The 24,970-nt window shown below is 68.4% G+C and carries 25 protein-coding genes and 2 pseudogenes; 18 read left to right on the top strand and 9 right to left on the bottom strand.

Features of this window, described 5'->3' with window-relative positions; translation table 11 throughout:
- The first annotated feature begins 115 nt into the window (after nt 1-115).
- From ACE3QW_RS09710 to ACE3QW_RS09680, 7 genes and pseudogenes are all read left to right on the top strand, one after another.
- A pseudogene (locus tag ACE3QW_RS09710) lies at nt 116-1,129 on the top strand (ABC transporter permease).
- Nucleotides 1,126-2,013 (top strand): ABC transporter permease, encoded by an 888-nt coding sequence (locus ACE3QW_RS09705; RefSeq protein ID WP_029558883.1) that lies wholly within the window; start codon nt 1,126-1,128, stop codon nt 2,011-2,013. Before ACE3QW_RS09710 ends, ACE3QW_RS09705 begins: the two are co-directional and overlap by 4 nt.
- Before the next feature lie 11 nt (nt 2,014-2,024).
- Nucleotides 2,025-3,776 carry a dipeptide ABC transporter ATP-binding protein gene (locus tag ACE3QW_RS09700; protein WP_374251349.1) on the top strand — a complete coding sequence of 584 codons (1,752 nt, stop codon included), beginning with the start codon at nt 2,025-2,027 and terminating at the stop codon, nt 3,774-3,776.
- 8 nt (nt 3,777-3,784) lie between these two features.
- Complete coding sequence (locus ACE3QW_RS09695) at nt 3,785-3,994, top strand: AtzG-like protein (protein ID WP_374251348.1); 210 nt, start codon at nt 3,785-3,787, stop codon at nt 3,992-3,994.
- A gap of 7 nt (nt 3,995-4,001) precedes the next feature.
- Nucleotides 4,002-5,435, top strand: coding sequence for an AtzE family amidohydrolase (locus tag ACE3QW_RS09690; RefSeq protein WP_374251347.1), 1,434 nt, complete (start codon nt 4,002-4,004; stop codon nt 5,433-5,435).
- An 11-nt stretch (nt 5,436-5,446) separates the two neighbouring features.
- Nucleotides 5,447-5,836, top strand: coding sequence for an oxalurate catabolism protein HpxZ (gene hpxZ / locus ACE3QW_RS09685; protein WP_374251346.1), 390 nt, complete (start codon nt 5,447-5,449; stop codon nt 5,834-5,836).
- A 120-nt stretch (nt 5,837-5,956) separates the two neighbouring features.
- Nucleotides 5,957-6,649 (top strand): GntR family transcriptional regulator, encoded by a 693-nt coding sequence (locus ACE3QW_RS09680; RefSeq protein WP_250165845.1) that lies wholly within the window; start codon nt 5,957-5,959, stop codon nt 6,647-6,649.
- A 14-nt stretch (nt 6,650-6,663) separates the two neighbouring features.
- Here ACE3QW_RS09680 and ACE3QW_RS09675 read toward each other — a convergent pair whose 3' ends face one another.
- Nucleotides 6,664-7,545, bottom strand: a complete 882-nt coding sequence (locus ACE3QW_RS09675) for a LysR substrate-binding domain-containing protein (protein ID WP_374251345.1) — start codon at nt 7,543-7,545, stop codon at nt 6,664-6,666.
- A gap of 277 nt (nt 7,546-7,822) precedes the next feature.
- On the opposite strand from ACE3QW_RS09675, the gene ACE3QW_RS09670 reads away from it, so the two are divergent.
- On the top strand, nt 7,823-8,158 hold the full coding sequence (locus ACE3QW_RS09670; protein ID WP_374251344.1) for a DUF1127 domain-containing protein: 336 nt from the start codon (nt 7,823-7,825) through the stop codon (nt 8,156-8,158).
- Between the two features lie 108 nt (nt 8,159-8,266).
- Here ACE3QW_RS09670 and ACE3QW_RS09665 read toward each other — a convergent pair whose 3' ends face one another.
- The 3 genes from ACE3QW_RS09665 to ACE3QW_RS09655 form a co-directional block, all read right to left on the bottom strand.
- Nucleotides 8,267-9,322 carry a DUF937 domain-containing protein gene (locus ACE3QW_RS09665; protein WP_024278545.1) on the bottom strand — a complete coding sequence of 352 codons (1,056 nt, stop codon included), beginning with the start codon at nt 9,320-9,322 and terminating at the stop codon, nt 8,267-8,269.
- Nucleotides 9,323-9,941: 619 nt separating this feature from the next.
- On the bottom strand, nt 9,942-11,783 hold the full coding sequence (locus ACE3QW_RS09660; RefSeq protein WP_374251343.1) for a monovalent cation:proton antiporter-2 (CPA2) family protein: 1,842 nt from the start codon (nt 11,781-11,783) through the stop codon (nt 9,942-9,944).
- 195 nt (nt 11,784-11,978) lie between these two features.
- Complete coding sequence (locus ACE3QW_RS09655) at nt 11,979-12,560, bottom strand: invasion associated locus B family protein (protein WP_374251342.1); 582 nt, start codon at nt 12,558-12,560, stop codon at nt 11,979-11,981.
- 559 nt (nt 12,561-13,119) lie between these two features.
- Between ACE3QW_RS09655 and coxB the strand changes: the two genes are divergently transcribed.
- The 9 genes from coxB to ACE3QW_RS09610 all read left to right on the top strand — a co-directional run bounded on the left by coxB (nt 13,120) and on the right by ACE3QW_RS09610 (nt 21,049).
- Nucleotides 13,120-13,974 (top strand): cytochrome c oxidase subunit II, encoded by an 855-nt coding sequence (gene coxB, locus ACE3QW_RS09650; RefSeq protein WP_374251379.1) that lies wholly within the window; start codon nt 13,120-13,122, stop codon nt 13,972-13,974.
- Nucleotides 13,975-14,097: 123 nt separating this feature from the next.
- Nucleotides 14,098-15,723 (top strand): cytochrome c oxidase subunit I, encoded by a 1,626-nt coding sequence (gene ctaD / locus ACE3QW_RS09645; protein ID WP_024278549.1) that lies wholly within the window; start codon nt 14,098-14,100, stop codon nt 15,721-15,723.
- 178 nt (nt 15,724-15,901) lie between these two features.
- Nucleotides 15,902-16,831: a heme o synthase gene (locus ACE3QW_RS09640; protein WP_374251378.1), complete on the top strand. Its 930-nt coding sequence runs from the start codon at nt 15,902-15,904 to the stop codon at nt 16,829-16,831.
- Nucleotides 16,828-17,016, top strand: a complete 189-nt coding sequence (locus ACE3QW_RS09635) for a hypothetical protein (protein WP_024278551.1) — start codon at nt 16,828-16,830, stop codon at nt 17,014-17,016. Before ACE3QW_RS09640 ends, ACE3QW_RS09635 begins: the two co-directional genes overlap by 4 nt.
- A 77-nt stretch (nt 17,017-17,093) precedes the next feature.
- The gene (locus ACE3QW_RS09630) at nt 17,094-17,735 is read left to right on the top strand and encodes a cytochrome c oxidase assembly protein (RefSeq protein ID WP_374251341.1); all 642 of its coding nucleotides are present in this window, start codon (nt 17,094-17,096) and stop codon (nt 17,733-17,735) included.
- A 127-nt stretch (nt 17,736-17,862) separates the two neighbouring features.
- Nucleotides 17,863-18,687: a cytochrome c oxidase subunit 3 gene (locus ACE3QW_RS09625; protein ID WP_024278553.1), complete on the top strand. Its 825-nt coding sequence runs from the start codon at nt 17,863-17,865 to the stop codon at nt 18,685-18,687.
- Nucleotides 18,688-18,774: 87 nt separating this feature from the next.
- The gene (locus tag ACE3QW_RS09620; protein ID WP_029558870.1) at nt 18,775-19,155 is read left to right on the top strand and encodes a DUF983 domain-containing protein; all 381 of its coding nucleotides are present in this window, start codon (nt 18,775-18,777) and stop codon (nt 19,153-19,155) included.
- Nucleotides 19,152-19,955, top strand: a complete 804-nt coding sequence (locus tag ACE3QW_RS09615) for an SURF1 family protein (protein WP_374251340.1) — start codon at nt 19,152-19,154, stop codon at nt 19,953-19,955. Before ACE3QW_RS09620 ends, ACE3QW_RS09615 begins: the two co-directional genes overlap by 4 nt.
- Before the next feature lie 239 nt (nt 19,956-20,194).
- A complete protein-coding gene (locus tag ACE3QW_RS09610) occupies nt 20,195-21,049 on the top strand; it encodes a MipA/OmpV family protein (protein WP_029558868.1) in 855 nt (284 codons plus the stop codon).
- Nucleotides 21,050-21,096: 47 nt separating this feature from the next.
- Here ACE3QW_RS09610 and ACE3QW_RS09605 read toward each other — a convergent pair whose 3' ends face one another.
- The 4 genes from ACE3QW_RS09605 to ACE3QW_RS09590 all read right to left on the bottom strand — a co-directional run bounded on the left by ACE3QW_RS09605 (nt 21,097) and on the right by ACE3QW_RS09590 (nt 23,667).
- Nucleotides 21,097-21,984 carry an SRPBCC family protein gene (locus ACE3QW_RS09605; RefSeq protein ID WP_374251339.1) on the bottom strand — a complete coding sequence of 296 codons (888 nt, stop codon included), beginning with the start codon at nt 21,982-21,984 and terminating at the stop codon, nt 21,097-21,099.
- Nucleotides 21,981-22,322 (bottom strand): ArsR/SmtB family transcription factor, encoded by a 342-nt coding sequence (locus ACE3QW_RS09600; protein ID WP_374251338.1) that lies wholly within the window; start codon nt 22,320-22,322, stop codon nt 21,981-21,983. The genes ACE3QW_RS09605 and ACE3QW_RS09600 overlap by 4 nt, the downstream gene beginning before the upstream one ends.
- Nucleotides 22,323-22,410: 88 nt before the next feature.
- Nucleotides 22,411-22,818, bottom strand: a complete 408-nt coding sequence (locus ACE3QW_RS09595; RefSeq protein WP_374251337.1) for a hypothetical protein — start codon at nt 22,816-22,818, stop codon at nt 22,411-22,413.
- 3 nt (nt 22,819-22,821) lie between these two features.
- Nucleotides 22,822-23,667: a MoxR family ATPase gene (locus ACE3QW_RS09590; protein ID WP_029558866.1), complete on the bottom strand. Its 846-nt coding sequence runs from the start codon at nt 23,665-23,667 to the stop codon at nt 22,822-22,824.
- A 319-nt stretch (nt 23,668-23,986) separates the two neighbouring features.
- Between ACE3QW_RS09590 and dksA the strand changes: the two genes are divergently transcribed.
- Nucleotides 23,987-24,403: an RNA polymerase-binding protein DksA gene (gene dksA, locus ACE3QW_RS09585; protein WP_024278561.1), complete on the top strand. Its 417-nt coding sequence runs from the start codon at nt 23,987-23,989 to the stop codon at nt 24,401-24,403.
- A gap of 116 nt (nt 24,404-24,519) precedes the next feature.
- On the opposite strand, the pseudogene ACE3QW_RS09580 reads toward dksA, so the two are convergent.
- Nucleotides 24,520-24,970: pseudogene (locus tag ACE3QW_RS09580) on the bottom strand (hypothetical protein); the annotation flags it as partial.

Genomic DNA, 24,970 nt, shown 5'->3' with positions numbered 1-24,970 from the left:
CCGGATGCCGGCATCGGTGCCGCCCCTCACACCACAAGCCGGCGCCCCGCCGGAGACGAGAAAAGCTGCGGCGCCCGATGGCCCCGCAGCGCGGTTCGCACACAGGGATATCGCCATGCTGAAGCTCCTAGGCAGTCGTCTCGCCACAGCCGTGCCCAGCCTGATCGGCGTGGTGATCGTGACCTTCCTGCTCACCCGCGTGCTGCCCGGCGACACGGCAGCCTATTTCGCAGGCCCTGCCGCGACGCCGCAGGCCATCGCCGAGATCCGCACCAAGCTGGGCCTCGACAAGCCCTTGCCGGTTCAGTTCGCCGATTAGGTCTCGGCGCTGGCGAAGGGCGATCTCGGCTCCTCGCTTTCCACCGGCCAGCCGGTCGCCACCGAGATCGCGGCCCGCCTGCCGGCCTCGGCCGAACTGACGCTGGCGGGGTTGGTGCTGGCGCTGCTGATCGCGGTGCCGTTCGGCATCATGGCGGCGGTGCGACAGGGATCGTGGATCGACCACGCCTGCCGCATCATCACCACCGCCGGCGTCTCGCTGCCGGTGTTCTTCACCGGGCTTCTGCTGGTCTATGTCTTCTACTTCAAGCTGGGGTGGGCGCCGGCGCCGCTGGGGCGGCTCGACGTGTTCTTCTCGGCGCCGGAGACGGTGACGGGCTTCTACCTCATCGACAGCCTGATCGCGCGCGACTTCGAGACCTTCCGCGCCGCGCTGGCGCAACTGGCGGTGCCTGCCATCACGCTCGCCATCTTCGCCCTCGCGCCCATCGCCCGCATGACTCGCGCCTCCATGCTGGCGGTGCTCTCCTCGGAGTTCGTGCGCACGGCGAAGGCGGCGGGCCTGACCGACTACACGGTCATCATCACCTACGCCTTCCGCAATGCCATGCTGCCGGTGGTGACGACGCTGGGCATGGTGTTCTCCTTCCTCCTCGGTGCCAACGTGCTGGTGGAGAAGGTGTTCGCCTGGCCGGGCATCGGCTCCTATGCGGTCGAGGCGCTCATCACCTCGGACTATGCGCCGGTGCAGGGCTTCGTGCTCGCCATGGCGATCCTCTACGTCGTCCTCAACCTCCTGATCGACCTTGCCTACGGCATCATCGATCCCCGCGCGCGGAGCGAAGCATGACCCTCGCCACGGCCGACACCCAGAAGGCCCCGGGCGGCCTTGCCGCCACGCTCGCCCACGCCCGCTACGTGATCTCGGATAACCCGGTCACGGGCATCGCCTTCGGCATGTTCCTGGTGCTGGTGGTGTGCGCAGCGCTCGGGCCGTTCATCGTGCCCTACGATCCGCTCGCCTCCGACACGGCCGCCGCGTTGCAGCCGCCCTCGGCCGCGCACTGGTTCGGCACCGACAACCTGGGCCGGGACATCTTCTCCCGCGTGGTGGTGGCGAGCCGGCTGGACATGGCCATCGCCATCTTCTCGGTGGCGCTGGTGTTCGCGGTGGGCGGCATCGCCGGCATCGCTTCCGGCTTCTTCGGCGGCTGGACGGACCGGATCATTGGCCGCATCTCCGACACCATCATGGCCTTCCCGCTGTTCGTGCTGGCCATGGGCATCGTGGCGGCGCTGGGCAACACGGTGACGAACATCGTCATCGCCACCGCCATCATCAACTTCCCGCTCTATGTGCGCGTGGCGAAATCCGAAGCCGCCATCCGCCGCAATGCCGGCTATGTGCAGGCGGCGCGGCTCACCGGCAATTCGGAATGGCGCATCCTGCTGACGACCATCCTGCCCAACATCCTGCCCATCATGATGGTGCAGATGTCGCTCACCATGGGCTACGCCATTCTCAATGCCGCCGGCCTCTCCTTCATCGGCCTTGGCGTGCGCCCGCCGACGCCGGAGTGGGGCATCATGGTGGCCGAGGGCTCGGCCTACATCGTCTCCGGCGAATGGTGGATCGCGCTGTTCCCCGGCCTTGCGCTCATGTTCGCGGTCTTCTGCTTCAACCTCCTGGGCGACGGTCTGCGCGACATCGTCGATCCCCAGCGCCGCACCTGATGGAGGCCGCCATGCATGGAGTTGTGGACGTGAAGGACCGCGCCGCCAAGTCCTCCGAAACGCCGAGCGGCCCGCTGCTTCAGGTACGCGATCTCACCGTCGAGTTCGCCACCCGCCGCGGCATCGTCACGGCGGTGAGCAAGGTGGATCTCACCCTCGGCAAGGGCGAGACGCTCGGCATCGTGGGGGAATCGGGCTCGGGCAAGTCCGTCACCTCCTACACGGTGATGCGCATCCTCGACCGCGCCGGCCGCATCGCGGACGGCTCCATCACCTTCTCCGGCATCGACGTCGCCCACGCGCCCGAGAGCGAGATGCGCGACCTGCGCGGCCGCGAAATGTCGATGATCTTCCAGAACCCGCGGGCGGCGCTGAACCCCATCCGCACCGTGGGCGCGCAGATCGGCGACGTGCTGCTCCAGCATGTCCAGGCCGACCCGCGCAACGTGAAGCACAAGGTCATCGACATCCTCAAGCAGGTGCGCATCGCCCGGCCGGAAGACCGCTACCACGCATATCCGTTCGAGCTGTCCGGCGGTATGTGCCAGCGCATCGTCATCGCGCTCGCGCTGGCCTGCCGGCCGCAGCTGATGATCGCGGACGAGCCCACCACGGGCCTCGACGTGACCACCCAGAAGGCGGTGATGGACCTCGTGACCGAGCTGACGCGCGAGCGCGGCATGTCCACCATCCTCATCACCCACGACCTCGGCCTCGCCGCCGCCTATTGCGATACGGTGATGGTGATGGAGAAGGGCAAGGTGGTGGAGACCGCGCCCGCCGAGCGCATCTTCCGCGATCCCCAGCACCCCTACACCCGCAAGCTCATGCGTGCGACGCCCCGGCCGGGCATCACGCTGAAGGATCTGTTGCCGGAGGGCGAGGCGCCGGCCACTACGGCAGCAAAGCCGGCGCCGGCGACTGGTGCCGGTGAAACCCTGCTCACCGTGGAAAACCTCGTCCGCGAATATCCCCGCCAGGGCGCGCCCTCGGCCTTTTTCGCCAAGCTCAAGGGCAAGCCCCTGACGCCGGAGGAGACAATCTTCCGCGCCGTGGACGGCATCTCCTTCGAGGTGAAGCGCGGCGAAAGCGTCGGCCTCGTGGGCGAGAGTGGCTGCGGCAAGTCCACCACCTCCACCATGGTGATGCGCCTCATCGATCCCACGGCGGGCAAGATCACCTTCGCCGGCGAGGATATCGGCGCCATTCCGGCCAAGGATTTCGCCCACCACCCCATGCGCAAGCGCATCCAGATGGTGTTCCAGGACCCGACCGAGAGCCTCAATCCCCGCTACACGGCCTCCCGGGCCATTGCCGATCCGCTGCTGCGCATGGGCGGTTATTCCGGCGGCGCGAAGCTCAATGCCCGCGTGGCGGAGCTCGCCGAGATGGTGGGCCTGCCCCAGAACCTGCTGGAGCGCTTCCCGCACCAGCTTTCCGGTGGCCAGAAGGCCCGCATCGGCATCGCCCGTGCCATCGCCCTCGATCCCGATCTCGTCATCCTCGACGAGCCCACGGCGGCGCTGGACGTGTCGGTGCAGGCCGTGGTCCTGAACCTTCTGGAGGAGCTGAAGCAGCGGCTCGGCATGAGCTATCTCTTCGTCTCCCACGACCTCCATGTGGTGGGCCTTCTGTGCGACCGGGTGATCGTCATGCGGCAAGGCCGGATCGTGGAGGAGGGCACCGCTCAGGCGGTTCTGGAAGCACCGAAGGACGCCTATACCCGCGAACTGATCGCCGCCATTCCCCATCCCCCGGTCTGAGGCAAACCATGGCCAGCGAAACCACCCTGCCCAAGGTCGAGGATGCCGCCCTCGCGCAACTTCTCGACGGGGCGCTCTCCGCCCACGGCATCACCGCGCGCCCCGAATGGCGCACGGAGGCGCTTGCCTATCTGCGCAGCATCGCCGATGCAGCGACGCTGGTGCGCAGCCTGGACCTCGGCGACGCCGAGGAGCCGGCCCCCGTGTATCGTCCGTGAGGTGGTCATGAACGCGCCCGTCCCCGTTCCCTACGCCACCCGCCTCGCCGGCGCGACCGCCGCCGAAATCGCAGCCGCCGTCGCGTCCGGCACCGTCACCGCCCGCGCCGTTATCGAGGCGACGCTGGCCCGCATCGCGGCTCTTGATCCGGCCATCAACGCCTTCACCGACCTCACGGCGGAGCGCGCCCGCGCCCAGGCGGACGGGATCGACGCCGCCCGCGCCGCCGGCAAACCGCTGGGCCCGCTCGCCGGCGTGCCGTTCGCGGTGAAGAACCTGTTCGACATCGCCGGCCTGCCCACCCGCGCCGGCTCCAAGATCAACCGGGAACGTGCCCCGTCCCCCCAGGATGCCTTTCTGGTGGAGAAGCTGGAGGCGGCCGGCGCCATCCTCGTCGGCGGGCTCAACATGGGCGAATACGCCTATGACTTCACCGGCGAGAACGTCCATGACGGGTCCTCGCGCAACCCGCACGACCTCACCCGCATGTCGGGGGGCTCCTCCGGTGGTTCCGGGGCGGCGGTGGCGGCGGCCATGGTTCCGCTCGCGCTCGGCTCCGACACCAACGGCTCCATCCGCGTGCCGTCCTCTTTGTGTGGCACGTTCGGGCTGAAGCCCACGTATGGCCGGCTCGGGCGGGGCGGCAGCTTTCCCTTCGTGACGGCGCTGGATCACCTCGGGCCGCTCGCCCGCTCGGTGGCCGATCTCGCGCTCTCCTATGACGCCATGCAGGGCGAGGATGCGCGCGATCCCGGCCAGACGCCGCGCCCCTTCGAGCCTGTGTCCGGGGTGATCGGGGAGGGGATCGGCGGGCTGCGCATCGCCCTCGCCGGGGGCTGGTTCCGCGCCAAGGCGCATCCGGAAGCGTTCGCCGCCGTGGATGCGGTCGCCGCCGCGCTCGGTGCACGCGACATGGTGGACATTCCCGACGCAGCCCGCGCCCGGGCCTCCGCCTACATCATCACCGCGGCCGAAGGGGCGAGCCTCCACGCCCGGCGCCTCGCCGTGCGGGCGGAGGATTTTGATCCCGCCGTGCGCGACCGGTTGCTGGCCGGCCTCGCCATTCCCGCCTCGTGGGTCGATGCCGCCCAGCGCTTCCGCCGGCACTTCCGGGGTGAGATGCTGAAGCTGTTCGAGACTCACGACGTGCTCCTCGCCCCCGCCACGCCCTGCCGGGCGCCGAAGCTGGGGCAGAAGACCTTCATGCTCGATGGCGAGGAGATGCTGGTGCGGCCGAACCTCGGCCTGTTCACCCAGCCCATTTCCTTCATCGGCCTGCCCGTGGTGGCCGTGCCGGTGCGGGTGGATGTGGGTGACATACCTGAATTGCCCGTCGCCGTGCAGGTCATCGCGCCGCCGTGGCGAGAAGACATGGCACTGCGCGTGGCCGCGGAGCTGGAGCGGCAGGGAGTCGCCGCCGCACCCGCGGCAGCATTTTGAAGGAGGACCCGTTGGAGATCGACATTCCCGAGGTGAAGGCCGAGGTCGAAGAGGCGTTCGCGGCTTACGAGGCCGCGCTGGTCGGCAACGATGTGGAGACGCTGGAGGCCCTGTTTCGCGACGATCCGCGCACCATCCGCTTTGGCGGCGGCGAGAACCTCTATGGCATGGATGCCATTCGCGCTTTCCGCCGTGCCCGCTCGCCGGTGGGCCTCGCGCGCAACCTGGCGCAGACGGTCATCACCACGTACGGCCGGGACTTTGCCGTGGCATCCACCCTGTTCTATCGCGACAACGCGCCGGGCAAGGTGGGGCGCCAGCAGCAGACCTGGGTGCGGACCTCGCAAGGCTGGCGTGTGGTGGCCGCCCACGTCTCCATGATCGACGAGCCGACGGCATGACGTGCCGGCGTATGACTTGCCGGCGTATGACTTGCCATCCACTTGCGACGTTTCACGGATTTCGCCGCAGGCGGGAATCCCGGTAAAATCCTGCACATGACCCTGTTCGCGCCACCCACCATGAAGACGTCGGCCCCGACCCCGCGCGTGCGCAAGCGCCGGACGGTCGGTCGCCCCGTGACGCGCACCGAGGAACTGCGTCTGCAGATCGCCGACGACATCGTACGCGGCCGCCTCGCCCCCGGTACGGCGCTGGAAGAGGTCGATATCGCAAAGCGTTACGGCGTATCCCGCACGCCGGTGCGGGAGGCGTTGCGCGACCTTGCCGCATCCGGCCTCGTGGAGGCGCGCCCCCATCGCAGCGCTTTGGTGGCCCAGCCGTCCCTCGATCGTCTGCGCGGCATGTTCGACGTGATGGCGGAGCTGGAAGCCCTGTGCGCCGGCCTGTGCGCGGTGAACATGACGCCGGCCGAACGGGCGGGGCTTGAATCCATCCATGCCGAGCTGGCCGACCTCACCCGGCGGGGTGACGAGGGCAGTTACACGGTGCTCAACGAACGGTTCCACACAACGCTCTATGCCGGCAGCCACAACGACTACCTCACCGAACTGACGCTCGCCACCCGCGCCCGGCTGCAGCCGTTCCGCCGCGCCCAGTTCCGCACCCTCGGCCGCCTGGCCCGCTCCTATGAGGAGCACGACCGGGTGGTGACGGCCATCCTGCGGGGGGACAAGGCGGAGGCGGCGCAGGCCATGCGCTCGCATATCCTCACGGTCGAGGACGCCTACGAGCGCTACGCCGAGACGGTGTGACGGGCCGCGCCGGCCTACTCCGCCGCGTCCACTTCGGTGAGGTTGTCGAGGCCCTGCACGATGTGCTGGGCGAGCGCATCGGCCAGCGCGGAAGGCTCGTGGCGATTGCGCAAAAGCCCGATATCGCAAGGGGGTAGGGGCGGGTAGCCCTCCGCCGCTCCGAGCACGCGCATGCCGGTGCGCAACGCCGATTCCGGCAGCACGGACACCGCGAGACCGGAGAGAACCGCCGCGACCACGGCGCCGCAATTGGGGCTGGTGTAGAGGATGCGGTGCCCGCGACCGGCACCCGCCAGCCGCGACACGGCGATCTCCCGCCACTGGCAGGTGGGCCGCCCCAAAGCCAGCGGCACCGGGGTTTCCAGATGCGCCGCATGGCGGGCGGAGGAGACCCACAGCAGGCGCTCGCGGCGGATCACATGGGCGTTGCGCGAGGTGATCTCGGTGGCGGTGATGATGGCGAGATCGATGGTGCCGGAGGCGATGTACTGCACCAGCTCGGCGGTGGGCTCGCAGATCACCGTGAGCTCGACAGACGGATGCGTGCGCGAAAATCGCGCCATGATATCAGGCAGATAGCGGTCCGCGTAATCGTCCGGAACGCCCAGGCACACCCGCCCCGAAAGCTCGGCGTCGGCGAAGCTGGAGACCGCTTCCATGTTCAGCTTCACGATGCGCCGGGCGTAGTCGAGGAGGCGTTCGCCGTCTTCGGTGAGGCGGGAGGCGCGGCCGTCGCGGACGAAGATGGGGCGGTCGACCCGCTCTTCCAGCCGCTTCATCTGCATGGAGACCGCCGACTGGGTCTTGTGGACCACCTCCGCCGCCTTGGTGAAACTGCCGGTTTCGGCAATGGCCACAAAGGTTCTCAGCTGGTCGGGGTCGAGCATGGCCGTCATCGTCGCGCTCCTGTGGGGCAGCCCTGCGCCAGCCGCATGGGCCGGCCGCCCCGTCGCCGCAATCATCACACAAAACGATACGAGAGATGAAAAACATTCGCTAGCGTGATTTGTGCGAAGCATCCAGAAAGGTCCTGCCGATTGGATGCGGCGCGAAATCGGGTGGTTTCACCGGGGTGTCAGGGCCAGTTTCAGGCCCGTTCAGTACATGCCGGGTGTGTTCAGACCATCACGGCCCCGGAAAGGAGGGTCGGCGGAGCGCATCCAGGCAACGGAGATGATGATGACGTACCATGGTGAAACCCGCAGGACCCCCTTCGCCCCCGCGGGCGAGCTGGTCGCCGCCTTGTGCCTCTCGGCCGTCGGCGCTGCCGTCAAGGGCCTGCGTCAGGTGCAGACCATCGGCCGCGTCATGGAGCGACGGCAGGTGATGGCCGAGATCGCCCATCTCGATGACCATATGCTGCGCGATATCGGGGTGACGCGAGCGGATGTGCGCGATGCCGTCTCCGCGCCGCTGTTCGAAGACCCGACCCAGCTTCTGGTGGTCCGCGCCAAGGAGCGCCGGGCTGCGGCGCGGCTCGCTGCCTGGCGCGGCTACCCGGCCGACTGAATTCAAGAATCCGGCGGAAGCGCCCCTCGACTCCGCCGTGCCTCGACCCGCGCCGTCCGCAACCGGCGCGGGTCGATTTTTATCTGGCGATCAATTCATTGAGCTCAATCACTTGCCGCCGGAGAAGCGGTCCGCCGCGGGCTTGTCGCCATCGGCGCGGCCGAGGCGGGGGCGGTCGGGGGGCAGGGTCTCGGCTTCCTGCACAGTCTGCCCGTTCTGGGTGACCGCATTCATGCTCTGGGTGGCGGCCGCCATGGACGCTGCGGCCGAGCGCATGATGTTGAGCCAGAATTCCGGCACCGCATAGGCCTGCCGGCTCGCATCGGGCGCGCCGGGCTGGGCCGGCGGCGGGAAGGGTGGGGGAAAGCCCTGGGCGAACATCTGCGCGAAGAAGTTCTGGAACGGCAGTAGCGGCGCGGGCGGGGGCTCCGGCGGCTTCTCGCGGGTGGGCGGCACGCCGGCCTGCATCATGGTCTTGGACATGGCGTTCACCACGTCCTGCCATGCGTTGGCCGGATTGCGCTGGGGCGCAGGGGCCGGGGCGGCGCGCTGGAACATCATCTGGGCGTAGGCATCCGCCCACGGATTGCCCGTGCTGTAGGACCGGCCGCCCTGTTCGGTGGCGGTGCTGGTGAAGGCCAGGAACGCGTCGATCCAGGGATTGCCCGAGGAAATGGGCGCGATCTTCTGCTCGGTCTGCCCCGGCATCCGGCTGAGCATGGCGGCCAGCATCTGCTGCAACGCGCCGGAGGCGGCGAGCGACTTGGCGAGGCCACCCACTACCAAGGTGGCGTAGGTGGGCATCACCTGCTTCACCATGGCCATGCCGAGGCCGGTGGAGGAGGCGACGTGCGCGGCCACGGCGCGGCTGACCTCGGACGAGCCGAACACGGTATCGAGCGCCTCGGAGCCGGCGCGGGTCAGCTCGGCGGGGGGCGCGGGCTGCGAATAGAAGGCGCCATAGGGGCCGCTCGTCATCAGCGTCATCAACGCGGCAAGGGATTCGGGAGATTGCGAGGCCTGCTTGAACGCCTCCCCGAAGGCGGGCATCACCGCCTCGGCCACCTGCTGGGCCTGCTGCGCGGAAAGGCCGTACATGCGGCCGATATTCTCCATCGCCTGCCCGCCCTGGGCCGCGCGCAGCATCTCCACGAACTGATCCATACGCGAACTCCGTCGGATCGCGGGCGTGCGAGGGGAGAAGGCGTCCCGCTCCGGCTTCTGCCCGAAATCTTGGCAGCAAGCTTACGCCATCGTCCTGCCGAAATCACGAAATGGTTCGGTTCCGTTACGGGAATTGACAGGGGATGGTGGAAGCGATGCTTCCAGCTCGGATAACGGTACCGGGCGCTGGTCCCCCGGACAAGCGACGGCTTCAGCCGGAGCGCTGACCCGGGGCCCCAGCGCAAGATTCCCGCGCAGCGGGCAATGCGTGAGAGCGCTGGGGGGCGGAAGTGCCTTCGGCCGTCTTTTGAGCTGGGCGCCAGCTCGCAGTCCGCTGGCGCTCCATGCGTCCGGTGCGCGAGATGGCTCGCCGCACCCGCCGGCCGCGCTTGGAGCCAAGGGTGTCCCCGTGCTCGAACAGCTGTTCCCTCTGCTCACCACTGTCATGCCCGGGCTTGTCCCGGGTATCCACGTCGGGCCGCAGGCGCGATGTCTGGACGGGTGTTCCCGGCCCACCCACGTGGATGGCCGGGACAAGCCCGGCCATGACCGCGGTGCTGGTCCGGACACACTGCCCCGACGCCTCTTTACCCGGACAAGCGGCGGCGCCCCCGCCCGATCAGCCCGAGAATTCGGTCTCGTGGGTGAGGATGTCCTGCGCCTCGGGGTTGAGCGGGCGGGCGCGGTGTTCGGGTTCGGTGAGAGGCTCTGGCTCCACCTTGGGACGCGTGAAGGGATCGGCGCCGGCGAACAGGCCGTCCTGCATCTGCCGCTCCAGCCGGGCGCGGTCGCGCTCGCGCACGTCGGCGATGCGGGCCTCGGCGGCGCTCTCGCTCACGCCCAGCGCCTCAAGGGTGCGGGCGCCGAAGGAGAGGGCCGATTCGAGGGTCTCGCGCAGCTCGAAATCCACGCCGAGGCGCACCAGCTCCATGGAATGCACGCGATCGAAGCTGCGCACGAACAGGCGCGGCCCCTGGATGGAGGTCCGCACGATCTCCACGATGCGGTTGGCGTCGTCCTTGTTGTCCACGCAGATGCAGATCACTTCCATCGTCTCCGCGCCAGCGGCGCGAAGAACGTCAAGTCTGGTGCCGTCGCCATAATAGATGTGCACGCCGAACCGGCCGGCGCTCTGGATCATCTCCACGTCTTTGTCGATGATCGTCACGCTCACGTCCTGCGCCAGAAGGCACTGGGACACGATCTGCCCGAACCGGCCGAAGCCGATGACCAGCACGGAGCCGTCGGCATCGGTGAAATCGTCGGCGGGCGGCTCCGGCGCCGGCGGGGTGAAGCGCGGCAGGAAACGCGAGACGCCGGCGAAGAGCAGGGGGCCGAGCACCATGGTGAGCGCCGCAAGAGCGATGAGCAGGTCCGTCTGCTCGGTGCGCAGGATGTTGTTGGCAAGGCCCAGGGGGAACAGGACGAAGGCGAATTCGCCCGCCGCCATCAGCGCCACCGAGGCGCGCAGGGAATCGCCGGGGGCGATGTTGTCGGCCCGGAACACCAGATAGACCACCACCGACTTGATGACCGCCACCGCCAGCGCGCCCACCACGAGGCGCGGAATGTGGTGGAGGATCACGTCGATGTTCAGCGTCATGCCGATGCTCATGAAGAAGATGGCGAGCAGCAGGCCGCGGAAGGCATCCACATTGGCTTCGAGTTCGTGCCGGAAGGTGCTTTCCGAGAGCAGCAGGCCGGCGAGGAACGCGCCCATGGCCGCCGACATGCCGGCGATCTCCATCAGGCCGGCGGCGCCGAGCACCACCATCAGCGCGGCTGCCGTCATCGCCTCGCGCGCGCCGGAGCGGGCCAGCACCCGGAACAGGGGATTGAGCAGATAGCGGCCGGCCACGACGATGACGGCGATGGCGCCCACCGCCATGCCCGCCTGCATCAGCGTGGCCTTCGGATCATGGATCTCGGTCTCGCTGCCGGGCGCGAGCAGCGGCACCAGCGCCAGCAGCGGCACCACCGCGATGTCCTGGAACAGGAGAATGGAGAAGGTACGCTGCCCGTAGGGACTGCCGAGGTCGCCGCGCTCGCCCACGAGCTGCAGCGCGATGGCGGTACCCGACACCGACAGCGCGAGGCCGGAGACCACCGCCGCCGCCACGCCGAAGCCGAGGCCGAAATAGGCCAGCAGCGCGAACGCCAGCGAGGTGAGCACCAGCTGCGCCGTGCCCAGCCCGAAGATGTAGTGCCCCATGGAGAGGAGGTGCGACGGCTTCAGCTCCAGTCCGACGAGGAACAGGAGCATGACCACGCCCAGCTCGGCGACGGTGTGCACCACCGAGGGGTCGGCCACATTGAGGCCGATGGGGCCGATGGCGATGCCCACCAGGAGGTAGCCGACGATGGGTGAGAAACCGATGCGCTTGGCGACGAGGACCGCGATGACGGCGGCGCACATGAAGGCCAGCGCCCCACCGAACAAGGCGTGTTCATCGACTGGCATGCGCGACGTCCTCCCCCGGTCCCGATCCCTGACGGATCAGAACGCCTTCCGCAAGGGCTGCTTCCAAGCAACTTCGGCGCCACCCATCCCCAGTGGCTCCTGCTCTTCGCTCATGACGGGCGAGCGTGTCGAAACCATGCCGTCGACGCGGCGGGGTGGTGGCCGTCCGCCGAAGCGTGACGACGGCCGACGACCTTACTTCAGGGCATCAAATCCCGGACCGAATCCGTTGAGGCTGAGCGGGACGCCGATGCCCTCTTCCGGGGTCTGGAAGATGATGAAGGTGGCGGTCTTGCCGGACTTGAGGCGGCCGACGAGGGTTTCGTCCATCACCACCTCGGCGACGCAGCCATTGGGCAGGCAGCGCACGAATCCGGCGCGGCCGATGTCCTGGTCGTCGATCTTGAGGCCGAGGCCGGCGGGCAGCAGCACGCCGAGCGGCGCCAGCACGCGCAGCAGGCGGCTTTTCTGGTCGGAGGTCTTCAGCACGATCACGGTGAGGCCGACATTGGGCCGGTCCTCCGCCTGCACCGACTGGAGCAGCACGCACTGCTCGCTCTGCGCGCCGGGCGGGGTGTCGCAGCGAATCTGCCATTCGCCAAACACCGACTTCACCACGCCCTGCGCCGCCGCCGGGGCCGCCGCCGAGAGCAGTGCGGCCACGAAGGCCCCGAGGAACAGCGCCAGCGCGCGCCCCCCGGCGCGAGGCGTCCCCGTGCCGGGCGTTTCGGCGCGATCGGTCTCAATGGCGGGAAAAGGTCGGAACGACAGGACCATCGCAAGCTCCGGCAGGGTCCGGCGGGGGAGGCCGGGCGATCCTGCCTTATCTGATTTCGTGAACCAATGCCTTAATGCCCAAGGCATCGCGTCAACAATGGGGCAGGACCCACTTTCCCCCGTCGGCATTCCGACCCGGCGCCCTTGCGTAAACCACGGACGGGGTGCGCGGTATTTTGTCTCTTGCGCCCCGTTTCAAACCCCGTGCGACTCGCTCGAGGAGGTGTGTGGGGCTGGCTAAAGTGGAGTTAGAACAATTGGTTACTAAAACGATCGGCGCGTCCTCCGGCGCCGGCCGGAGCGGGCTTGGACGTTTTGTCCAATTGGGCAAACCCCGGGCGATTGCAAGGCGCCCCCAATTGTGTTTGATGAATCTTAGGGAGAGTGCCTGCCCAAAAACAACGCAGTTGCATGCGGCTGCAGAACGCGGTCTCGCACTCGAATAAGGGCCCCGTGGCGCGCCCCTTCGGCGCACCGGCGGCAGGGAAATTCCCGGCGGTTCTCCGCCGGCCAGGGAGATGGGTAGAAGATGATGTCGCTCATTCGCACCGCGACCCGTATGCGCGATGCTGCCCTCGCCGCCGGCGCTTTCGCCGCGGTGATGTTCGCGAGCGCGGCGGCCCATGCCCAGATGGGCCAGCCGGCCCCGTGGCAGATCAATCTGCAGGACGCCGCCACCCCGGTGATGGAGAACATCCACACCTTCAACGTTCTGCTCATCAGCATCATCACCGCCATCGTGCTGTTCGTGCTGGTGCTGCTGGTGATCGTGGTGGTGCGGTTCAACGAGCGCGCCAATCCGGTGCCCTCCAAGACCAGCCACAACACCATGATCGAAGTGGCCTGGACGGTGGTGCCGGTGCTGATCCTGGTGGCCATCGCCATCCCCTCGTTCCGGCTCCTGCACCTGGAACTGAACATCCCCAAGCCCGACCTCACCGTGAAGGTGACCGGCCACCAGTGGTACTGGTCCTACGAATATCCGGACAATGGCGGCTTCGGCTTTGACTCCTACCTCGTCGCCGAGAAGGACCTGAAGCCCGGCCAGCCCCGCCTGCTCGCGGTGGACAACGAAGTCGTTGTTCCGATCAACAAGAACATCCGTATCCAGGTGACGGCGGCGGACGTGATCCACTCCTTCGCGGTGCCCTCCTTCGGCGTGAAGATCGACGCCATGCCGGGCCGCCTGAACGAGAGCTGGTTCAAGATCACCCGCGAGGGCGTCTATTACGGCCAGTGCTCCGAGCTGTGCGGCCGCGACCATGCCTTCATGCCCATCGCCGTGCGCGCCGTGAGCGAAGCCGACTTCAACGCCTGGGTCGCCCAGGCCAAGGCCAAGTTCGCTTCCGCCAGGGATGCCGAGGGCAAGTTCGCCGATGCCGGCACCCTCGAAGGTGCCGCGACCGCGCGCTGACGGTTCCGGGCCCGCTCTGGCGGGCCCTTGAGGTTTCCCCGCGCGGCGGACGGCCGGGCGGTTTCCAGGGTAGATGCGGCGCGGCGGGACGGGGCCGGCGCCGGGAACACGAGGAAAGCGGGAATGGCCACCGAGGCAGTCACCCACAGCCATCACGACGATCACGACACCCACGATGCGCACATCCCCACGGGCTGGAAGCGCTGGGTGTTCTCGACCAACCACAAGGACATCGGCGTGATGTACCTGATCTTCGCCATCGTGGCGGGGATCGTGGGCGGCGCCCTCTCCATCGCCATCCGCATGGAGCTGCAGCAGCCGGGTCTCCAGATCTTCAAGGATCCGCAGACCTTCAACGTCTTCACCACCGGCCACGGCCTCATCATGATCTTCTTCATGGTGATGCCCGCGCTCATCGGCGGTTACGGCAACTACTTCGCCCCGCTGATGATCGGCGCGCCGGACACCGCGTTCCCGCGCATCAACAACATCGCCTTCTGGCTGCTGCCGCCCGCGTTCATCCTCGCGCTCTCCTCGCTGTTCGTGGAAGGCGCGCCGGGCACCAACGGCTTCGGCGGCGGCTGGACCATCTATCCCCCGCTCTCGTCCAAGCTCGGCCATCCCGGCCCGGCCATGGATCTGCTGATCTTCTCGCTGCACCTTGCCGGCGCGTCCTCGCTGCTCGGTGCCATCAACCTCATCACCACCATCTTCAACATGCGCGCCCCGGGCATGACGCTGCACAAGATGCCGCTGTTCGCCTGGTCGCAGCTCATCACGGGCTTCCTGCTGCTGCTGTCGCTGCCCGTTCTGGCCGGCGCCATCACCATGCTGCTGACGGACCGCAACTTCGGCACCACCTTCTTCGACCCGGCCGGCGGCGGTGATCCGATCCTGTTCCAGCACCTCTTCTGGTTCTTCGGCCATCCCGAGGTGTACATCCTGATCCTGCCCGGCTTCGGGCTGATCTCCCACATCATCTCCACCTTCTCGCGCAAGCCCGTGTTCGGCTATCTCGGCATGGCCTACGCGATGGTCGCCATCGGCGTGGTGGGCTTCGTGGTGTGGGCGCACCACATGTACACGGTGGGCCTGTCCTCCTCGACCCAGTCCTACTTCGTCGCCGCGACCATGATCATCGCGGTGCCCACGGGCGTGAAGATCTTCTCGTGGATCGCCACCATGTGGGGCGGCTCCATCCAGTTCCGCACGCCCATGCTGTGGGCCATCGGCTTCATCTTCCTGTTCACCGTGGGCGGCGTCACCGGCGTGGTGCTCTCCAACGCGGGCATCGACCGCTCGCTGCACGACACCTATTACGTGGTGGCGCACTTCCACTACGTGCTGTCGCTCGGTGCCGTGTTCGCCATCTTCGCGGGCTGGTACTACTGGTTCCCGAAGATGTTCGGCTACATGATCCCGGAATTCTGGGGCAAGCTGCACTTCTGGGTCACCTTCGTCGGCGTGAACCTGGTGTTCTTCCCGCAGCACTTCCTGGGTCTCGCCGGCATGCCGCGCCGCTATGCGGACTATCCGGACGCGTTCGCCCACTGGAACTTCGTCTCTTCGATCGGTTCCTACATCTCCGGCGTCGCGGTGTTGATCTTCATCACCGGCACCACGCTCGCCTTCCTGCGCAAGGAGAAGGCGGGGGACAATCCGTGGGGCGAGGGTGCGACCACCCTGGAGTGGACCCTGCCGTCCCCGCCGCCCTACCACCAGTTCGAGGTCCTGCCCCGCATCAAGTGAGGCCGGAACCCAGGCTCCGGGGCCGCGGGCGACCGCGGCTCCCGCCGCCCTCCGGGGCGGATCTTTCCGAAATGAAGTCTCGAACGTCGCGTTCAAGGATGTCCGGAGTTTGGAAATGAGTGACGAGCGTGCCAGCCTGACCGGACCCGACCCGTACGCCATGGCGTCGGGCGGCGTTATGGCGGGCGGGGCTGCGTCGGCCGGCGTCGCCGCCGCGGGCGAGGGCCATGCCGCGCCGCGCGACTATTTCGAGCTCCTGAAGCCCCGCGTCATGTCGCTGGTGATCTTCACCGCGCTGGTCGGCCTCGTGCGTGCGCCGGGCGACGTGCACCCCGTCATCGCCTTCACCGCCTTGCTGTGCATCGCCGTGGGCGCGGGCGCCTCGGGCGCGCTCAACATGTGGTGGGACGCCGACATCGATGCCGTGATGACCCGCACGCGGGGCCGTCCGGTGCCCTCCGGCCGCGTCACCGGCCGCGAGGCGCTGGCCTTCGGCCTTACCCTTTCCGCCTTCTCGGTGGTGGTGCTCGGCCTTCTGGTCAATGCGCTCGCCGGCGCCCTGCTCGCCTTCACCATCTTCTTCTATGTGGTGATCTACACCATGTGGCTGAAGCGCTCGACCTCGCAGAACATCGTCATCGGCGGTGCCGCCGGCGCCTTCCCGCCGCTGGTCGCCTGGGCGGCCGCCTCCGGCACCGTGTCGCTGGAGCCGGTGCTGCTGTTCGCCATCATCTTCTTCTGGACGCCGCCCCACTTCTGGGCGCTGGCGCTCTACCGGGCCGACGACTACGCCCGCGCCGGCGTCCCCATGCTGCCGGTGACGGCGGGGCCGGACGAGACCCGGCTGCAGATTCTCCTCTACACCCTGTTCCTGGTGCCGCTTGCCGCCAGTCCCGCCTTCCTCGGCTATGCCGGCCTCGCCTATGGCGCGGTCTCGGTGCTGGCCGGGGCCTGGATGATCGTCCTTGCGGTGCGCGTCTTCCGCGTCCGGCAGGGCGAGGCGGCGGTGAAGGCGGCCAAGGGCCTGTTTGGATTTTCCATCGTGTATCTGTTTGCATTGTTCGCGACGCTGCTCGGCGAGGCGGTCATTGGTGGCCTGCTGCGATGAGCGGTGAGAAGAAGGAAAAGCCGCGTCCTCCGCAGGAGGACGGTGTCGTGCTGACGCCCGAGCAGCTCAAGCGGCAGCGCGCGCGCAGCATCGCCATCGCCTCCGTGCTGGGGTTCCTGGCGCTGTTGTTCTACGTGGTGACGATCGTGAAGCTCGGTCCCAACGTGCTCAACCGCCCGCTCTAGGGCAGGGCAGGGGATCGGCGGAACGGGCAGGATCAGACGGAAGAGGGTCCGGGGGGCTCCGGACGCGAGGACGAGGAATGGTCGAGGCGAACGACAAGATGGCTGAGAGCGCTCCCCGTGCCGCCCGACACTGGGTGGTGGCGGCTGCGTGCGTCGGCTTCATCGCCGCCATGGTGGGCGTCACCTACGCCTCGGTGCCGCTCTACGCCATGTTCTGCTCGCTCACCGGCTTCGGCGGCGCCACCCGCGTCGGCTCGACGCCCACCGCCGCGCCGCTCGACCGCGAGATCACCATCCGCTTCGATGCCAACGTCTCGCCCGGCCTGCCGTGGGCCTTCGCGCCCGTGCAGCGCGAAATGACGGTGAAGATCGGCGCCACCAGCCTTGCCCATTACACGGCGCAGAACCGCTCCGCCGACGACACCCGCGCCAACGCCACCTACAACGTGTCGCCGCCCCAGGCCGGCGCCTATTTCGTGAAGCTGCAGTGCTTCTGCTTCGAGGAGCAGACGCTGGCCGGCCGCGAGAAGATGGACATGCCGGTGGTGTTCTACGTCGATCCGTCCATCGCCGACGACCCGGACCTGAAGACGCTGAAGGACATCACCCTGTCCTACACCTTCTTCCCGGCGAAGGCGGACAAGCCGCAGGTCCGCGCCAACGCGGACACGCTGGACAAGGTCCGCGCCGACGCGGAGGGCGCGCGAAAGCCGCTCTAGGCGCAACGATCACCGCCCCGACCGGGGCATGACATTCGGGCGGCGTCGCCGTCCAGAACGCAAACGGCCCCCCGGCGTGAAGCCGGGTGGGCTCGACGAGACTGGGAAAAGGGGAGGCCGGTTCGCCATGGCCGACATACACGTCAAGCACGATTACCACGTCGTCGACCCGAGCCCGTGGCCGATCATCGGCTCGGTCGCGGCGCTGATCCTCACCTCGGGTGCCGTGGTGTGGATGCACGGCGGCACCTCGCTCGTCATGATCGTCGGCTTCCTCGGCGTGCTCTACACCATGTTCGGCTGGTGGCGGGACGTGATCCGCGAGAGCCGCGCCGGCTTCCATACCCGCGTGGTGGTGCTCGGCCTGCGCTACGGCATGATCCTGTTCATCGCCTCCGAGGTGATGTTCTTCGTCGCCTGGTTCTGGGCGTTCTTCGATGCCTCCCTGTTCTCGGGTGAGGCCATCAACTTCATGCGCATGGACTTCACCGGCGGCGTGTGGCCGCCCAAGGGCATCGAGAGCCTCGATCCCTGGCACCTTCCGCTGCTCAACACGCTGATCCTGCTCACCTCGGGCACGACGGTGACCTGGGCGCACCACGCGCTGGTGCACGGCGACCGTCAGGGCCTCAAGTGGGGCCTGTGGTGCACGGTGGTGCTCGGCGTCCTGTTCTCCATGTGCCAAGCGTACGAGTACATCCACGCGCACTTCCACTTCGCCGGCAACATCTACGGCGCGACCTTCTTCATGGCGACCGGCTTTCACGGCTTCCATGTGATCGTCGGCACCATCTTCCTCGCGGTGTGCCTGATGCGCACCTACATGGGCGACTTCACCCCCCAGAAGCACTTCGGCTTCGAGGCGGCCGCCTGGTACTGGCACTTCGTGGACGTGGTGTGGCTGTTCCTGTTCACCTTCATCTATGTGTGGGCGCAGGGCGGACACGCCTGATCCGCGCGGGTTCCACCGCGCCAGAGACAAGCCTCAGGCCGGCGCACCCACGCGCCGGCCTTCTCATTTCGGCACCGGAGGTGCCCCGTGTCGCTCGATCCCTATCACGCCCCGGTTTCCCCCTTCGCGGCGGGACTCTCCTGCCGCTGCCCGCGCTGCGGCCGCGGCCCGCTGTTCAAGGGCTTCCTCGACCTTGCGCCCAAGTGCACCTCCTGCGACCTCGACTATGACTTCGCCGATGCGGGCGACGGGCCGGCGGTGTTCGTCATCCTGTTCGCCGGCTTCATCGTGGTCGCGCTCGCCTTCTGGGTGGAGGCGAAGTTCGAGCCGCCCATGTGGGTCCACGCGCTGCTGTGGATCCCGGCCATCCTCGTCGTCACCCTCGGCCTGTTGCGGCCGCTGAAGGCGCTGATGGTGGCGCTGCAGTATCGCAACAAGGCCTCCGAGGGCCGGCTGGACGGCCAGTGACCGGCAAAGCGCAGTCCCCGGTGCCGCCGTCCTCGGTGCCGCCTGCCACCGCGCCGTCTCCCGCGCGGCGCGGCCGCGGGCTTCTCCTGCTCGTGCTCGCCTGCGTGGCCTTCGCCGTGCTCGTCGGCCTCGGCACCTGGCAGCTCAATCGCCTCGCCTGGAAGGAGGCGCTGCTCGCCCGCGTCGAGGCGCGCGTCCACGCCGCCCCGCAGGACGTGCCGCCCCCCGCCCGCTGGCCCGCGCTGACCCGCGAGGAGGACGAATACCGCCGGGTAAAAGTGCGCGGCACCTTCGACCATGCGAAGGAAGCCCTCGTCTACACCGTGCGCGGAGAGGACGCCGCCGGCCCGGTGAAGGGGCAGGGGTTCCTCGTGGTGACGCCGCTGATTCGCCCCGATGGCCCGCCCATCCTCATCAACCGCGGCTTCGTCCCGTCCGACCGGCGCGATCCCGCGACGCGGGCGGAAGGTGAGGTCAAGGGCGAGGTGGAGGTGGTCGGCCTGCTGCGCTTCCCCGAGGAGGCGAGCTGGTTCGTGCCGGCCAATGATCCCGCCCACGGCAGCTTCTACCGCATGGAGCCGGCCGAGATCGCCGCCGCCCGCGGCATTTCCGGCGCTGCGCCCTTCCTCATCGATGCCGATGCGACGCCGGTGCCGGGCGGACTGCCCATCGGCGGCGGCACGCGCATCGCCTTTCCCAACCGGCATCTGGAATATGCGCTCACCTGGTACGGCCTCGCGGCCTCGCTGGTGGGGGTGGGGCTCGCGGTCTTCATCAGCCGGCGCCGCCGCGCCTCCTGACGCGCCCTCCTGACGCGCCTTCGTGACGCGCCTTCCTGGCCGGCCGCGCCGGACAGGCGTTGCCGATCTGCAACGCGGGGCCGGGATCGTCCCGGCGGCCTTGACCCAACGCTTGGTTAACCCTCACCTTGCACAAGCGGATTTGCCGGCTTTATTGCCGTGCACCAGCCGTGCGGTTTTGGCATTTCGTAAAGCCGCCCGGCCACAGGATGGCCGCAGGTTTTGACAGAGGTCTCCCGATGGTCGTGTTCCGCAAGCTGCGTTCCCTCCTCCTCGCCACGGTACTCGCCGGGGGAGCGTGCGGCGTCGCGCAGGCGGCCGACCTGTTCACGCCGCCGCCGCCCACCCCGGTTCCGCCCTCGGCCAACGAGGACTGGTACCTGACCATCGGCGCGTCCGTCTCGGCGGACCCGAGCTATCCCGGCGCGGACAATTATTCCTTCCGGCCCGGCCTCATCTTCTCCGTCCGCAAGGCGAGCCAGCTCAACGTCTTCCGCAGCGTGGACGACAACCCGTCCCTGGCCCTCTTCGACACCGGCAATTTCCGCATCGGCGCCGTTGGCCGCATCGACTGGGGCCGTGATTCCGGCGATTCCTATCGCCTCACCGGCCTCGGCAACATCGATCCGGCGCTGGAAGCCGGCGCCTTCGCCGAGTGGTACATCACCGACTGGCTGCGCACCCGCGCGGAACTGCGCTACGGCGTTGGCGGCTTCGAAGGCATCCGCGGCCTGCTCGGCGCGGACGTGATCCTGCCCTACGGCCAGTGGCGCTTCGCCGTCGGCCCCCGCCTCACCTATGGCGGCTCGGGCTACATGAGCACCTATTTCGGCGTCACGCCGGTCCAGGCCGTCGTCGCCAATGCGTTCGGCAATCCGCTGCCGGTCTACAACGCCTCCGCCGGCTTCGACATGGTGGGCGCCATGGCGCAGCTCACCTACAATTTCCGCAACGGCTTCGAGACCGGCGTGTTCGGCGGCTATGGCCGCCTCCTCGGCGATGCGGCCTCCTCACCGCTCACCACCGATGCCAACCAGTTCACCGCCGGCGTCTCTCTCAGCTACACCTTCAACATCGGCAAGGCCTGGTGGTGAGAAATTTGGTGGTGAGAGATTTGGTGGTGAGGGTTCCGGGCTGAGCGTCAGCCCGTGACGCGCCGTTCCAGCTTGGCCAGCGTCTGCTGGCCGAGTTCCACCGCGCCGAAGCCCTTGGCGGTCTTAAACTCGGCCGCCGTGCTGAACACCATGCCCAGCGTGACCTTGGTCGCCCCATCCTGTTCGTCGAACGCCGCCCAGGCGTCGGCGTGCTTCGGCCCGTTTTCGCCCCAGAGCAGGGAATAGGCGATCCGCTCCTGCGGCCGCACCTCCCGGTAGAGATGGTGGTTGGGGAAGACGGTGCCGTCCGGCCCGATCATGTCGAACACCCACTCCCCGCCCTGCCGCAGATCGATGCGCGTGGTGCGGCAGGAGAAGCCGTCCGGCCCCCACCATTGCGGCAGCGACTGAGGATTCATCCACGCGCCCCAGACCACGGATCGCGGGGCCTTGATGACCCGCTCCAGCACCATGGTGCGCTCGGCCGCGCTGGCGAGATTGCCGAGCCCGGCCTCGAAGCCCTGCCGGTACCCCGCTTCCATATCCCCGACGAGCGAGGAGAGCTGGACGGTCACCACCAGCCGGCTGCGTTCGCTGTCGCCGGAGAAATCCGCCGTCACCAGCGCCGCAGACCGGGTTTCTCCTTCGCTGGAGACCACCTCATAGTTCACGCTGCGCGCGGAGGGCGTGAGCGCCAGCCAGCCGCAGTCGCACCGGATGTCGGGCGCACCCGCCACCTTGCACAGCGTGACCTCGCGGTCGCCCACGCGTGTGTCTGCCTCCAGAAATTCCACCGTCACGGCGGGCGTGGGGGCAGCCCACACCGCGCGTGCGGCCGGGGCGGTCCAGGCCTGCCAGAGGGTCGCGAGCGGCGCGGCGACCTCGCGCGTGAAGGTGAGCGTGGCGAAATCGCCGGGGGCGTCCTGCGGTGTCATTGGTCTCCTCCCTTCATCACGTTGGTCACGAAGGCGTCCAGCCGGTCGAGCCGGGCCTCCCAGAGCGCGCGCTGTTCGTCGATCCAGGTGCGGGCGGGCTCCAGCGCCTCGGGGCGGATGGCGCAGGTGCGCACGCGCCCGTCCTTGGTCGTGGCGATCAGCCCGGCCTCCTCCAGCACGGACAGATGCCGCATCACGGTGGGCAGGCGCAGGCCCGTGGGGCCGGCGAGATCCGTCACCGCCGCCGGCCCCTCGGCGAGGCGCGTCAGGATCGACCGGCGGGTCGGATCGGCCAGCGCGTGGAAGAGCAGCGAGAGATCGGGATCATGCTTAGCCATGTAGCTAAGTATATGCGCGCAATCGATCCCCGCAAGGAAAACTTCGTAGGTTGGCTAAGTGTTGTTCGCGGGGCGACGCCGGGCGACCCTATTCGCCGCCGCCGTCCCCGTCGCCCGAGCCGCCGCTGTCACCGGAATCGGGGCCGCCGCCGCTGTGGCCCACATGGGGGGATTCGCCCCCCGCCTCGCCGGAATGGTGATGGGCCGCATACCCCGCCGCGATGATGAGCGCGCCGCCGGCTGCCGCAGCCGCGGCGGCCCGCTGCGCATTGGCGGTGTCCGGCTCGCTGCTGGCGGTCGATGCGGCGGGGGAGGGGGAATCCTCCCGGCCGAGCCCGTAGTCCGCCGGCGGCTTCGCCCGGTTCGGCGCGGCGTCCGGCTTCGCGGCGGCAGCCTTCTCGCCACCGCCACCCTTGCCGCTGCCGCGCAGGCTGAGGAACAGCGCCAGCGGCGCGCCGATGACGAGGAGGGCGACGAGGATCTGCGTCGCGTCCATGGATCAGCGCTGCTCCCGTCGGGCGAGGAAGGCGAGGCGCTCGAACATGTGCACGTCCTGCTCGTTCTTCAGCAGCGCACCGGCAAGCGGGGGGATGGCCTTGCGCACGTCCTTCTCGCGCAGGGTTTCCAGCTCGATGTCCTCGGCCATCAGCAGCTTCAGCCAGTCGATCAGCTCGGAGGTGGAGGGCTTCTTCTTCAGGCCCGGCACGTCGCGCAGCTCGTAGAAGATGCGCAGGGCCTCGCCCACGAGCCGCTGCTTGATGCCGGGGAAGTGCACCTCGACGATGGCCCGCATGGTCTCGGGATCGGGGAAGCGGATGTAGTGGAAGAAGCAGCGGCGCAGGAAGGCGTCCGGCAGCTCTTTCTCATTGTTGGAGGTGATGATGACGAGGGGGCGCTGCTCCGCCTTCACCTGCTCGCCGGTCTCGTAGACATGGAACTCCATGCGGTCGAGTTCCTGCAGCAGATCGTTGGGAAACTCGATGTCCGCCTTGTCCACCTCGTCGATCAGCAGCACCGGCCGCACGGGGGAGGAGAAGGCCGTCCACAACTTTCCCTTGCGGATATAGTTGGCGATGTCGTGGACCTTGGGGTCGCCGAGCTGGCTGTCGCGCAGGCGGGCCACGGCGTCATACTCGTAGAGGCCCTGCTGCGCCTTGGTGGTGGACTTCACGTGCCACTCGATCAGCGGCGCCCCCAGCGCTTCGGCAACCTCCTGCGCCAGAACGGTTTTTCCCGTTCCGGGCTCGCCCTTGATGAGCAGGGGGCGTTCGAGGACGAGGGCCGCATTGACGGCGACCTTGAGGTCGTCGGTGGCCACATAGCTCTTCGTGCCCTCGAACCGCATGAGACTTGATCCCTTCCGCCGCCTGTCGCGCCGCAGCAAGGTCGGCACCCGGCGCCCATCCGTCAAGGGGCGGCGCCCGCTGGACAAGGACATGCCGGTTGTCGGAACCCGAAGGCGTCGATATAAGCGCGGCGACCATGGGGCGTCCTCCTGGCCGAAAGGTCGGCTCCGCCGGCCCGGACGCTGGGGCGCCAGCCCTTGAGTTCCGTGACGGGGAGTTCGTTGTCGGTGCTTGGCTCCACGCAAGGCCGGATGGGCATGATCCGCCTTGCAGCGTCTTGCTTCGACGGCAGAGCGACGCATATCGAGGACCTTGCTGATGTCGATCCAAATCGACGAGGACTATCGGCCCCGTGAGGATGAGCCCTTCATGAACGACCGGCAGCGCGAGTATTTTCGCCTCAAGCTGCTGCGTTGGAAGGACGACATCCTGAAGGAGGCCCGCGAGACCCTGCAGCACCTTCAGGACGAGAACCAGAATCACCCGGACCTGGCGGATCGGGCGTCGTCCGAAACCGATCGCTCCATCGAGCTGCGCGCCCGCGATCGCCAGCGCAAGCTGATCGCCAAGATCGACGCGGCGCTGCTGCGGATCGAGGACGGTTCCTACGGCTATTGCGAGGACACCGGCGAGCCCATCTCGCTGAAGCGCCTTGAGGCCCGACCCATCGCCACCCTCTCGGTGGAGGCGCAGGAGCGCCACGAGCGGCGCGAGCGGGTCTACCGCGACGACTGAGCCGCTGTTTTCGGCTGCCAATTTCGGCAGAGCGATTTCAGATGTGAAGAAGGCCGGCGGAGCCATCGCCCCGCCGGCCTTCTTGCGTCCGGGACCGGCCGAAGCCGGCGGAAGGGTCAGCGGCTGCGCGCGTTGGTGCGGCCGAGCAGGTTCGCCATTTCGGCGTCGAAATCGTCCAGCGGATCGCGCGGCGCCTCCGGCTCGACGGCGGGAGCCTCCTCGGCGTGGGGCACGCTCGGGGGCGCGGCCACCGGCGGGGCCGCGTAAGGCGAGGCGTGAGGCGCTGACTGAGCCGGCGCCGGGGCATGGATCACCGGAGCGGCGACCTCCGCGGCCGCCGGCGGCGTCACCGTCGGGGATGGGGCGCGCAGCAGCGGGCTCGCCGTCTCGGGTCGCAGGGAGGCGTCTTCGCGGCTCACGTTGCGCAAGGCGAGGGGCTCGCGGCGCGGCTGCTCCGGCGTCGGCAGCGGACGGTTTTCCCCGGCCGGACGGAAGGCGAACTCGCGCGGGCGCAGAGGCGCCTCGATGCGGGGGCTCTCGGTGCGCGGCGTGACGTCGGGGCGGGGG

Source organism: Xanthobacter sp., from assembly GCF_041911315.1.
GTDB classification, from domain to species: domain Bacteria; phylum Pseudomonadota; class Alphaproteobacteria; order Rhizobiales; family Xanthobacteraceae; genus Xanthobacter; species Xanthobacter aminoxidans.
The sequence above is the reverse complement of the archived record's forward strand: the minus strand, read 5'-3'. Positions and strand labels throughout refer to the sequence as shown.